We start from the raw sequence: 12,951 nt of genomic DNA, 5'->3' as shown, positions 1-12,951 counted from the left end.
AAAAGAACCCCTGTGAGGGGAGTGAAATAGAACCTGAAACCGTGTACGTACAAGCAGTAGGAGCCTCTTTAATGGGGTGACTGCGTACCTTTTGTATAATGGGTCAGCGACTTATATTCAGTGGCAAGGTTAACCAAATAGGGGAGCCGTAGGGAAACCGAGTCTTAACTGGGCGTTCAGTCTCTGGATATAGACCCGAAACCGGGTGATCTAGCCATGGGCAGGTTGAAGGTTGAGTAACATCAACTGGAGGACCGAACCGACTAATGTTGAAAAATTAGCGGATGACTTGTGGCTAGGGGTGAAAGGCCAATCAAACTCGGAGATAGCTGGTTCTCCCCGAAAGCTATTTAGGTAGCGCCTCGGACGAATACTACTGGGGGTAGAGCACTGTTAAGGCTAGGGGGTCATCCCGACTTACCAACCCTTTGCAAACTCCGAATACCAGTAAGTACTATCCGGGAGACACACGGCGGGTGCTAACGTCCGTCGTGAAGAGGGAAACAACCCAGACCGCCAGCTAAGGTCCCAAAGTATTGCTAAGTGGGAAACGATGTGGGAAGGCTTAGACAGCTAGGATGTTGGCTTAGAAGCAGCCATCATTTAAAGAAAGCGTAATAGCTCACTAGTCGAGTCGGCCTGCGCGGAAGATGTAACGGGGCTAAGCAATACACCGAAGCTGCGGCAATGCGATTTATCGTATTGGGTAGGGGAGCGTTCTGTAAGCCGTTGAAGGTGAACTGTAAGGTTTGCTGGAGGTATCAGAAGTGCGAATGCTGACATGAGTAACGACAAGGGGGGTGAAAAACCTCCCCGCCGGAAGACCAAGGGTTCCTGTCCAACGTTAATCGGGGCAGGGTAAGTCGACCCCTAAGGCGAGGCCGAAAGGCGTAGTCGATGGGAAACGGGTTAATATTCCCGTACTTCTTATGAATGCGATGGGGGGACGGAGAAGGCTAGGTGGGCCAGGCGACGGTTGTCCAGGTTCAAGTGCGTAGGCTAAGAGACTAGGTAAATCCGGTTTCTTGTTAGGCTGAGACACGACGTCGAGCTGCTACGGCAGTGAAGTCATTGATGCCCTGCTTCCAGGAAAAGCCTCTAAGCTTCAGTTCATAAGAAATCGTACCCCAAACCGACACAGGTGGTCGGGTAGAGAATACCAAGGCGCTTGAGAGAACTCGGGTGAAGGAACTAGGCAAAATGGTACCGTAACTTCGGGAGAAGGTACGCTCTTGACGGTGAAGTCCCTTGCGGATGGAGCTATTGAGAGTCGCAGATACCAGGTGGCTGCAACTGTTTATTAAAAACACAGCACTGTGCAAAATCGCAAGATGACGTATACGGTGTGACGCCTGCCCGGTGCCGGAAGGTTAATTGATGGGGTTAGACGCAAGTCGAAGCTCTTGATCGAAGCCCCGGTAAACGGCGGCCGTAACTATAACGGTCCTAAGGTAGCGAAATTCCTTGTCGGGTAAGTTCCGACCTGCACGAATGGCGTAATGATGGCCACGCTGTCTCCACCCGAGACTCAGTGAAATTGAAATCGCTGTGAAGATGCAGTGTACCCGCGGCTAGACGGAAAGACCCCGTGAACCTTTACTACAGCTTGGCACTGAACATTGAACCTACATGTGTAGGATAGGTGGGAGACTTTGAAGCGCAGACGCTAGTTTGCGTGGAGTCAACCTTGAAATACCACCCTTGTAGTTTTGATGTTCTAACGTTGGCCCCTAATCGGGGTTGCGGACAGTGCCTGGTGGGTAGTTTGACTGGGGCGGTCTCCTCCCAAAGAGTAACGGAGGAGCACGAAGGTGGGCTAATCACGGTTGGACATCGTGAGGTTAGTGCAATGGCATAAGCCCGCTTAACTGCGAGAATGACGGTTCGAGCAGGTGCGAAAGCAGGTCATAGTGATCCGGTGGTTCTGAATGGAAGGGCCATCGCTCAACGGATAAAAGGTACTCCGGGGATAACAGGCTGATACCGCCCAAGAGTTCATATCGACGGCGGTGTTTGGCACCTCGATGTCGGCTCATCACATCCTGGGGCTGAAGTCGGTCCCAAGGGTATGGCTGTTCGCCATTTAAAGTGGTACGCGAGCTGGGTTTAGAACGTCGTGAGACAGTTCGGTCCCTATCTGCCGTGGGCGTTGGAGAATTGAAGGGGGCTGCTCCTAGTACGAGAGGACCGGAGTGGACGAACCTCTGGTGTTCGGGTTGTCACGCCAGTGGCATTGCCCGGTAGCTAAGTTCGGAATTGATAAGCGCTGAAAGCATCTAAGCGCGAAGCGAGCCCTGAGATGAGTTCTCCCTGGCACTATAAGTGTCCTAAAGGGTTGTTCGAGACTAGAACGTTGATAGGCAGGGTGTGTAAGCGCTGTGAGGCGTTGAGCTAACCTGTACTAATTGCCCGTGAGGCTTAACCATACAACACCCAAGGGGTTTTGGTGGACTCAAAGAAGTGCATTGAATGTGTAGAGAATGAAAAACAGCTTTCCGAATTAACCAAATTTGCTTGGCGACCATAGCGTTTTGGACCCACCTGATCCCATGCCGAACTCAGAAGTGAAACGAAACAGCGTCGATGGTAGTGTGGGGTCTCCCCATGTGAGAGTAGAACATCGCCAGGCTTTAATACTGGTTTTTAGACTTAAGGTCTGAAGACAAAAACTCAATAAAGCAGCCAATCAGACTTTATCGAGTAACAAGACAATGTGGAGCGGTAGTTCAGTTGGTTAGAATACCGGCCTGTCACGCCGGGGGTCGCGGGTTCGAGTCCCGTCCGCTCCGCCACTGATAAAGAGTCCCTAGCAGCAATGCTAGGGATTTTTTGTATGAGCTGAACTGAGAAATAACGAGCAGAACTTGGTCCTATCTCTACTCATCAACCGCTTTGGAAGTCGCTGATCACTCGCCATAATGCCCTTACCAATGGATCATCGAGCTGAGAACGTTTGCAACAGACCCCTAATTTAAAAGGCTTTATCGGTAATACAGAGAGTTTTTGCACCTTATCTCTGAGTGGACTATTGTTGATCACGACATCTGGGGCCACGCCAACGCCACAACCTAATGCGACTAAACTCACGATCGCTTCATGTCCGGCGATTTGTGCATAGATATTGGGTTTAATCTTCATTTTCTTAAACCAACTGTTTGCTCTCTCTCGTGCTGTCCCTGCCTCAGGAACAATAAAGGGTATTTGGTTCCAATCGGGAAACTCTTTTTGCAGCTCTTCTAAAAAGTGACTGATCCCTGTAGGGGCGATCACTGACAGCGGTATTTCACTGATCGTAGCGAATTCAAGCCTTGAAGGCACATTGTCAGGGATGGCTGCAATGGCAATATCCGCCTCATCTTCAAGAATAATTTCAATCGCTTGAGCTGGATCGCCGGTGAGTAATTTGAATTCAATATAAGGATGTTGGAGACGAAAAGCATTGAGTAAATCAGGTAAGTGGCTGTAACTGGCAGTGACCGAGCAAAATAAACGAATTTCACCTTTCAGTTCACTGTGCTGTTCATTGAGTTGTAATTGTAGTTGTCGCCAGTCATTAAGCATACGCTGGGCGACAGGTAAGAGTTTATAGCCAGATGGGGTGATCTCAACACTTCGATTATCGCGAACAAACAAACTGTGACCAATCTCGTCCTCGAGCTTTTGAATTTGTCGACTCAGTGCTGAAGGGCTGACATGCAATGCTTTTGCGGTACTACTAAAGTTTTTATGCTCACAGAGGTGTACAAATAGCTGCAGGGTTTTTATGTTCATCAATTCCGCCATTGTTGCATTTATTGCAATTACTACTTGTGAATATATCACTTTAAGCAATGATGTTCATGCACTACTATGAAAGCTATTCGGTGTATGACCACCGACCGTATGGATCATCATCAAGGAGCGCCCAATGGCTAACTATTTCAACACATTAAATTTACGCGAACAGCTCGATCAGTTGGGTCGTTGCCGATTTATGGCCCGAGAAGAATTTGCGTCAGAAGCCGATTATCTGAAAGGTAAGAAAATAGTCATTGTAGGGTGTGGTGCTCAGGGCCTGAACCAAGGCCTAAATATGCGTGATTCTGGACTTGATATTGCCTATGCTTTACGTCAAGCGGCGATTGATGAACAACGTCAATCCTATAAGAATGCGCAAAGTAATGGTTTTCAAGTCGGTAGCTATGAAACACTGATTCCGCAGGCGGATCTAGTGATTAACCTAACCCCAGATAAGCAACACACTAACGTGGTAGAAAGTATTATGCCACTAATGAAACAAGGGGCAGCACTTGGTTATTCTCATGGTTTCAATATTGTCGAAGAAGGCATGCAGATCCGCAAAGATATTACGGTCGTGATGGTCGCACCTAAGTGCCCAGGAACGGAAGTTCGTGAAGAGTATAAGCGTGGCTTTGGCGTTCCTACCTTAATTGCGGTCCATCCGGAAAATGATCCTCAAGGCGAAGGCTGGGAAATTGCTAAAGCGTGGGCGGCGGCAACGGGGGGCCATCGTGCTGGGTGCTTGGAATCTTCGTTTATTGCAGAAGTTAAATCTGACTTAATGGGTGAACAAACCATTCTTTGTGGGATGTTACAAGCGGGCTCAATTGTCTGTTATGAAAAGATGGTTGCTGAAGGCGTTGACCCAAGTTATGCCGGAAAACTACTGCAATATGGTTGGGAAACCATCACAGAAGCACTCAAGTTTGGCGGTATCACTCATATGATGGATCGCTTATCAAATCCAGTTAAAGTAAAAGCTTTTGAGTTGTCAGAGCAACTGAAAGATTTATTACGCCCACTGTATAACAAACACATGGACGACATTATTGCTGGTCACTTCTCTCGGACTATGATGGCTGACTGGGCGAATGATGATGCTGAGCTACTGGGGTGGCGCGCCGAAACGGCACAAACCGCCTTTGAAAATTATCCTGATTCGAACATCAAAATTGCTGAGCAAGAGTATTTTGATAATGGCATTCTGATGATTGCGATGGTTCGTGCAGGGGTTGAGCTAGCCTTTGAGGCGATGACAGCGTCAGGAATTATCGACGAATCGGCTTATTATGAATCACTACATGAGCTGCCATTGATTGCCAATACCATTGCCCGTAAGCGTTTGTATGAAATGAACGTAGTGATTTCGGATACTGCTGAGTATGGTAATTACTTATTTGCCAACGTCGCCACACCATTGCTGCGTGAGCAATTTATGCCTTCAGTAAGTACCGATGTGATTGGCAAGGGGCTGGGTGCGGTTTCCAATCAAGTCGATAACGCAACGTTAATTGAAGTTAATAGTGCGATTCGCAACCATCCAGTTGAATATATTGGTGAAGAACTTCGTGGCTATATGCAAGATATGAAGCGTATCGCGGTTGGTGATTAACCGCTAGTCACAGTAAAGAGCAACACAGCAAACACAACAACATAAAAATATAATAAAGGGGCTGAGTGATACACGAAGCCCCACTTTTTCCTTCCGGTTCACATTTCCCAGTTAACGCTATTTATTTTTCGCTAAGTTTCGCTTCCAGCTCGTTAAGTTTCTGCTCCATATCGCTGAGCTTTTGACGCGTACGTAGTAAGACTTGCGTTTGCACATCAAATTCTTCTCGGCTAACCATGTCCAGCTTATTCAGTTGTCCTTGAATCACCTGGCGAACTTTCTGTTCGACATCAGAGCCGAGTTCTTTGACGGGTTGAGGCATTGAGTCGTGGATTTGTTTAGCAATTTGTTCTAGTTTTTTGGGATCAAACATTGGGTAGTCTCTCCTTATTTATTGCCGCTATTCTATGCAATTCATGGTTAAAAGTCGTTACTTAGCCAATAAAAAAGGCCACGTTTGTGGCCTTTTACGATAGATAAGAGAAGAGGCTTTTATGAGCGGTTTTCTGCTAGTTGTCGCTGAGCGGCTTTCGCTTCATCAATCCGTGCGAGTTTCTCTAGATCTTTATCTTCAACGAAGATAGGAAGAGGTTTGTGTTTCTCCGCTAAATAGCTATAAATCACTGGAAGAACAAATAGCGTAAACAGAGTACCAATCGAGAGACCCGCGACAATCACAATACCAATACTAAAGCGTTGTGCGGCTCCGGCACCCGTGGCATACATCAATGGTATCAAGCCTGCAATCATCGCCGCTGTAGTCATCAATATTGGACGTAGACGAACCTTGGCCGCAGCCATTACAGCATCAATACGACTCAGCTTATTATGTAACTGCTCTTCTTTGGCCACCTCACAAATCAAAATCTCGTGTTTAGTAATCAAACCGACCAGAGTGATTAACCCGACTTGCGAGTAGATATTCATGGTTGATGCTCCCCACGCCAGGGCGATCAGCGCGCCGCAGATAGCTAAAGGTACAGATACCATGATCACTAATGGATCGCGAATCGATTCAAACTGAATCGCTAAGACCAAGAAGATGATCGCTAATGCTAAACCAAAAGTTACATACAGGGCACTGCCTTCGGTTACGTACTGCCGTGCTTCGCCCATATAATCATGGCTATAGCCTTTAGGCAGTTGAGTTTCAGCAATGTTTTCAAACCAAGCGATGGCATCACCCATTGCCGTACCTGGTGCGGGTACCGCACCAACCGTTGCGGAATTTAACTGATTAAAGTGAGGCAGTGAGCGCGGCTCAGCGACCACATCAATGGTGATCAAGCTGCCCAATGGGATCATGTTGCCATCGGAAGCTCGTACAAAGTAGTTTTTCATTGATTCAGGGTTAAGGCGATATTTACGCTCGACCTGCGGAATGACCTCGTAAGAGCGGCCATCTAAGTCAATACGGTTAACATAGCCATCGGCCATCATGGTCCCTAACGTCATACCAATATCTTGCATGGTCACACCGTAAGCGCCCGCTTTATCTTTGTCGATGTTGATTTTCATCGTCGCGGAATCGTAGTTCAGATCCAAATCCGAATAGATAAAGAGTGGGCTGGCTTTGACTTGTGTTAATACATCACTGGCAATGGTGAACAAGCTCTCAAATGCGTTAGGCGTAGTGATGACAAATTGAATCGGTAACCCAGAACCCGCGCCGGGTAACTCAGGCATTTGGAAGGCTGTTACCGCCATGCCGGGAATATCTTGCACTAAGTGACCGACACGTTTCGTCACCTCTGCTTGACTGGCTTGACGTTCGCTCCAAGGGAACATTGAAGCAATACCAAACGCTTGGTTAGAATTTGGAACCCCGGTAAACACTTGAGCAAATTGTACCTCTGGCTGATCAGAGAGAATTTTATTCACTTCATGCATCGTATTCGATAGGTAATCTAAGTTAGCGTTCGATTGTCCAGTACCGAGTAGCATGATTACCCCTTTATCTTCCGATGGGGCCAGTTCACTAGGAATGAATTTAAATAAAACGGGTAGACTCGCAAACACGATGATCGCAAAGGCAATCACGACTGGGCGATGCAACATCACCGCTTGCAACATGCGATCATAGCGCTGAGTTAACTTATCGAGTAGATGATGCACGGTTTGTTCAAATTTGCTCGGTATTTCATTGGCTTTGAGCATCTTCGAGCACATCATCGGTGATAAGGTTAAGGCAATAATACCAGAGACAAACACCGCGCCAGCTAAGGTTAGCGCAAACTCTTTAAACAATGCACCAGTGATCCCGCCCATTAAAGCGATCGGAGCATACACCGCACCTAGCGTTAAAGTCATCGAAATGACTGGAACCGCGATTTCCCGAGTACCGATAATCGCCGCTCGAAACGGTGACTCTCCTTCTTTAATATGCCGGTCAATGTTTTCCAGTACGACAATCGCATCATCAACCACCAGACCGATCGCCAACACCATCGCGAGCAGCGTCATCAGGTTCCATGAGAATCCCATCGCTTGCATCACCATAGCAACACCAATCAGTGATAGCGGAATGGTAATAATGGGAATAATCACCGCTCGCAGCGATCCTAAGAATAGCGTGATCACCACCAGTACAATTAACGCCGCTTCAATGATGGTTTTGATAACCTCATGAATGGATTCGTTAATTGCTACCGTAGAGTCATACATGACATTCATTTTTATCGTGCTTGGCATATTGCGCTCAAGCTCAGGCAGAACATCAAGAACATCTTTGGCAATATTAATGGGGTTAGCGCTTGGCGCGGCATTAATTGCTGCAACAACCGCTTCTTGCCCATTAGCACTCGCACGGTAGCTGTCATGACTCTTCGCTAAGCTGACTTTGGCAATGTCAGCCAGACGAATAATATTGCTAGAGTCGGTCTTTACGACAAGGTTTTTGAGTTCTTCAACGCTAGAGACTTGAGTGTCAGCACTACCATTAAACAGCACAAACTCACCGGTGATTTGACCTGTCGCCGATTGATAGTTATTTGCGCTCAATACGCCCATGACATCTTTCGCGGTTAGATTAAACGCCGCCATTTTTGCCGGATCTAACCACACTCGTAGGGCATATTTCATGCCCCCGTACAGATCGATACTGGAAATACCATTAATTGCGTACAGCTGAGGGTTAATCACCCGTTGTAAATAATCGGTGATCTGACTGGAATCAAGTTCATTACTAGTGAAACCCAGATACAACACTGCAGTTGTTGAACCTGTCGACATACTGACCGATGGATCTTCGGCCTCTTTTGGCAGCTGAGAGCGAACCGAGTTGGTTTTGGCTAAAATATCTGCCAATGCTGCGTTCGGGTCAGTATTGAGTTTCATGTAAACGGTGATTTTGGAGCTACCTAACACCGATTGAGACGTCATATAGTCAATATTATCGGCTTGAGCCACCGCTTGTTCTAATGGCTGAGTGATAAAGCCTTGAATCAAGTCGGCACTGGCACCGTAATAACTGGTAGAGACCGTAATCACCGTATTGGTCATTTCAGGGTATTCGCTCACTTGCATTTTGAACATCGCTTGCAAACCAAGCAATGCAATCAAAAAGCTGATCGATACCGCTAAAACTGGACGTTTAATAAAAACATCAGTAAAGCGCATAATTCCTCCGGTTACAGCATCGGTGTTTTGGCTGGTGGAGTCGTCGCATCGCTTTCTACGATACGTACTTTCACGCCATTGCTTAAACGAACTTGCCCTGTAGTGACAACGACATCCCCAGGATTTATGCCTTCGAGGATATGAGCAATGTCACGAGTACGTTCACCAACTTTGATGACTCTTTGTTCGACACGTTGTTCACCTTTATCTTTAGTCAACACAAACACACTATCGCCATAGAGTGTAAAGGTGATGGCGGTTTGAGGCAGAGTCACCTGATTCTCTAGTGTTGGTAAGATGATGTGCGAGCGAGCAAACATACCACTGCGTAATTTACCATCGCTATTAGGGATATCCGCTTGAACTTGAATCAAACCACTTTGCACGCTAACGGCAGGTTCAATCGCCGTGATCGAGCCTTTAAACGAATCGTCAGGATAAGCATCGACAAAAATATCAACATTTTGTCCGATGAAAATGCGGGAAATATCAGTTTGTGGCACGGTAAAACGTAGACGCATGACGGTGGTGTCTTCTAGGCGTACGATGTCAGTGCCGGGTTGTAAATATTGACCGAGATTGACATTACGAATACCCACTACGCCAGCAAAAGGTGCTTTAATTTCGCGGCGAGCGATAGCGGCTTTTAAGCTTTCGATATCGGCAGCGAGAGAGTAGTAACTGGCTTCAGCATCATCAAGAGCTTCTTTAGATATTGACCCTTTACTGAACAAACCTTTGTAGCGCTCATATTTGGCTTTTGCGGCAGGGAGTCGAGCTTTTGAGCTCTTTAAATTGGCTTGTTCGACGGCAGAGTCAAGCATTACCAATGGTTGGTCTTCTTCTACTTGAGCGCCTGATTCAAACAAGATGCGATCAATCACGCCACTGGTTTCTGTCGTTAGAGTGACGCCTTGATTCGGCTCAATAAAACCAATGGCTTCAATCACGGGTACCCAATCAACCGCATTGACCTCCGTGACCGTTACCGGAAATTCTGCTTCAGGTCGATTGGCCATAAATTCAGCGATTTTTTGCTGTTTAAACAGATTGAAACCTATCACGCTACCAAATAGCAGCACCACGATAAGTAACATAAATAATGTCCACTTTTTCATTCTGGTGAGAACTCCAAGTTAATGTTGAATGACGGTATCTCAATCGGTTCGATAACGACTTGAAATGTGCCACATGGTTGAAATGTTTCCCTATCACAATCGATGAGAGGGGTTAGGTTTTCTTGAGTTTTTGGGATCAAGTGCGCTGGATACACCTCATGCTCAATAGCTAAATAAACCGGTAGCAACGTTTATAAAACGTAGGTGGTTGTACCGATGATTACCAGTAAAGAGAGAGTCCAATAGCTATTTTTTGCTCAATTCATTTTATTTGCAATCAGTTGTTATGATTTAGTGCTCATATTTTTCTTCTTACTGAATAATAAGCTTGCCATCATATCTGATTAACAGAGGTGACATTATAGCCTACAACCTAACCATATTTGCAATACAGTTGTGCAGTAAATAAGAAAAAATTTTACTTTGCGGCTGTTTTTTGAGTTCAACATAGTATTGAGCCATCAGCGGCATTATGATTAGCGTCTTGAATAATCCACACAGAGAAGAAGATGAAGCTGAACTCACGACAAGATGAAGCGGTAAAGTATGTATCGGGTCCTTGTCTCGTCCTTGCGGGAGCTGGGTCGGGAAAAACCCGCGTGATTACCAATAAAATTGCCTATTTAGTTCAGCAGTGTGGATATAAGGCACGTAATATTGCAGCGGTGACCTTTACTAATAAAGCCGCTCGAGAAATGAAAGATCGCGTTGGTCAAACATTAGGTAAAGCGGAGTCGCGTGGTCTCATCGTATCAACGTTTCATACCCTTGGTTTAACTATTATTCGAAGAGAGTACAAAGCGTTAGGGTTAAAACCCGGTTTCTCATTATTCGACGATCAAGATCAATTAGCATTATTGAAAGAGCTCACGGAATCTCAGTTAGAGGGCGATAAAGATTTGTTGCGTCAGCTATTAAGTACCATTTCTAATTGGAAGAATGACATGGTATCGCCGCAACAAGCCAAAGCCATCGCAAAGGGTGAGCAGCAACAACTTTTTGCTTTTTGTTATGAGTGTTATCAGAAGCAGATGCAAGCGTATAACGCCTTAGACTTCGACGATTTGATCTCACTACCCGTTCGGCTCTTGCGTGATCATCAAGAGGTGAGAACGCGTTGGCAAAGTCGTATCCGCTATTTACTCGTTGATGAATATCAAGACACCAACACCAGTCAGTATGAATTAGTTAAACTATTGGTCGGTGAGCGTGGGCGCTTAACTGTCGTGGGTGATGATGATCAATCGATCTACTCTTGGCGAGGCGCTCGACCACAAAATTTGGTCCAGCTAGGTCAAGATTTTAGCCATTTAAAATTGATTAAATTAGAGCAGAACTATCGTTCAACCAGTCGAATTTTACGTGCCGCGAACATTTTGATAGCTAACAATCCTCATGTGTATGAAAAAGTACTGTTTTCCGATATTCCTGATGGGGAAAAACTCAAAGTCATTATTGCTAATAATGAAGATCATGAAGCTGAGCGAGTCACTGCAGAGCTGATCGCCCATAAATTTCTTAATCGTACCGAATACCGTGATTACGCGATTTTATATCGGGGTAATCATCAGTCGCGTCTGATTGAAAAGTCACTGATGCAGAACCGAGTGCCTTATAAGTTATCTGGGGGAACGTCATTTTTTGCTCGGGCAGAAATTAAAGACATCATGGCTTATTTGCGAGTTTTGGTGAATCCGGATGACGATAATGCCTTTTTACGGATCGTGAATACTCCTAAGCGAGAAATAGGGCCTGCGACCTTAGAAAAACTAGGTAGTTACGCCAACATGCGAGGTAAAAGTCTGTTTGCGGCGAGTTTTGAACTGGGATTGGAACAACATTTATCGGGGCGAGGTCTGGATAATGTACGACGTTTTACGCAGTGGTTAGTTGAAATCACCGATAATGCGGAACGTGGCAATACTGTCGAAGCCTTACGCTCGCTGGTGCGTGATATTCACTACGAAGATTGGTTGTATGAGACATCTTCAAGCGCGAAAGCGGCGGAAATGCGCATGAAAAACGTTTCTGAACTTTATGCGTGGATTGTTGCTGATTTAGAGGGTGACAATTATGATCAAGAAGAGAAAACGCTTAAAGAAGTGGTTCAACGCTTGACCCTACGCGACATGATGGAGCGTGGCGAGCAAGATGACGATAGTGATGCTGTTCAGCTAATGACATTGCATGCCTCGAAAGGATTGGAGTTTCCTTACGTTTATCTGATAGGCGCTGAAGAAGGCATTTTGCCTCATCAAACCAGTATTGATGAAGAGAATGTCGAAGAGGAGCGTCGTTTGATGTACGTTGGCATTACACGAGCGCAGCGAGAATTAACGTTTACCGTTTGTAAAGAACGCCGTCAGTTTGGTGAACTGATTAAACCGACCCAAAGTCGCTTTTTGGATGAATTACCTTACGACGATGTTGAATGGGAAACGAAGAAAAAAGTGCTTTCTCAAGAAGAGCGAATGAATAAAGGCCAAGCACATATCGCTAATTTAAAAGCCATGTTTACTAAAAAATAGCCAATATCGACTTTAGCCATTAACGGATTATTTTGGGTGATGGCGTATTGTCTATCACTGATCACGCGCTTTAGAGGCAAGAGTTAGCGGTAAAATTGGCTTTTATCGGCAAGGTTTGTTGAAAAAGACGCCAAACAAGAAAAAAAGTTGAAAAAGTACTAGACGCCCTCAGGGGATATCCGTATTATTCCACTCCGCCGATAGGGCATGCGCCCGTAGCTCAGCTGGATAGAGCGTTGGCCTCCGGAGCCAAAGGTCGAAGGTTCGAATCCTTTCGGGCGCGCCATCCGGTTGG

Annotated in this window: 6 protein-coding genes, 2 tRNA genes and 2 rRNA genes; 6 read left to right on the top strand and 4 right to left on the bottom strand. The window is 45.9% G+C overall.

What is annotated here, in order from left to right:
• The 3 genes from VIB_RS16325 to VIB_RS16315 form a co-directional block, all read left to right on the top strand.
• Positions 1-2,426, top strand: a 23S ribosomal RNA gene (locus VIB_RS16325); the annotation flags it as partial.
• An 87-nt stretch (positions 2,427-2,513) separates the two neighbouring features.
• Positions 2,514-2,629, top strand: a 5S ribosomal RNA gene (gene rrf / locus VIB_RS16320).
• 86 nt (positions 2,630-2,715) lie between these two features.
• Positions 2,716-2,792 (top strand) — tRNA-Asp (locus tag VIB_RS16315).
• Positions 2,793-2,883: 91 nt separating this feature from the next.
• Here VIB_RS16315 and ilvY read toward each other — a convergent pair.
• The gene (gene ilvY, locus VIB_RS16310) at positions 2,884-3,771 is read right to left on the bottom strand and encodes an HTH-type transcriptional activator IlvY (protein WP_004397521.1); all 888 of its coding nucleotides are present in this window, start codon (positions 3,769-3,771) and stop codon (positions 2,884-2,886) included.
• A gap of 136 nt (positions 3,772-3,907) precedes the next feature.
• Here ilvY and ilvC point away from each other — a divergent pair, with 136 nt between their 5' ends.
• A complete protein-coding gene (gene ilvC / locus VIB_RS16305) occupies positions 3,908-5,392 on the top strand; it encodes a ketol-acid reductoisomerase (protein ID WP_004397520.1) in 1,485 nt (494 codons plus the stop codon).
• Positions 5,393-5,513: 121 nt separating this feature from the next.
• Here ilvC and ubiK read toward each other — a convergent pair whose 3' ends face one another.
• The 3 genes from ubiK to VIB_RS16290 form a co-directional block, all read right to left on the bottom strand.
• A complete protein-coding gene (ubiK, locus tag VIB_RS16300; protein WP_004397519.1) occupies positions 5,514-5,765 on the bottom strand; it encodes a ubiquinone biosynthesis accessory factor UbiK in 252 nt (83 codons plus the stop codon).
• 119 nt (positions 5,766-5,884) lie between these two features.
• Positions 5,885-9,010 carry a multidrug efflux RND transporter permease subunit gene (locus tag VIB_RS16295; RefSeq protein WP_004397518.1) on the bottom strand — a complete coding sequence of 1,042 codons (3,126 nt, stop codon included), beginning with the start codon at positions 9,008-9,010 and terminating at the stop codon, positions 5,885-5,887.
• An 11-nt stretch (positions 9,011-9,021) separates the two neighbouring features.
• On the bottom strand, positions 9,022-10,128 hold the full coding sequence (locus VIB_RS16290) for an efflux RND transporter periplasmic adaptor subunit (protein ID WP_040905713.1): 1,107 nt from the start codon (positions 10,126-10,128) through the stop codon (positions 9,022-9,024).
• A 509-nt stretch (positions 10,129-10,637) separates the two neighbouring features.
• Here VIB_RS16290 and rep point away from each other — a divergent pair.
• Both rep and VIB_RS16280 read left to right on the top strand, forming a co-directional pair.
• Positions 10,638-12,656 carry a DNA helicase Rep gene (gene rep, locus VIB_RS16285; RefSeq protein ID WP_004397516.1) on the top strand — a complete coding sequence of 673 codons (2,019 nt, stop codon included), beginning with the start codon at positions 10,638-10,640 and terminating at the stop codon, positions 12,654-12,656.
• A gap of 209 nt (positions 12,657-12,865) precedes the next feature.
• A tRNA-Arg gene (locus VIB_RS16280) sits at positions 12,866-12,942 on the top strand.
• Positions 12,943-12,951 lie beyond the last annotated feature (9 nt).

Source organism: Vibrio metschnikovii CIP 69.14 (assembly GCF_000176155.1).
Classification (GTDB): domain Bacteria; phylum Pseudomonadota; class Gammaproteobacteria; order Enterobacterales; family Vibrionaceae; genus Vibrio; species Vibrio metschnikovii.
This window is presented reverse-complemented; position numbering and strand designations above follow the sequence as displayed.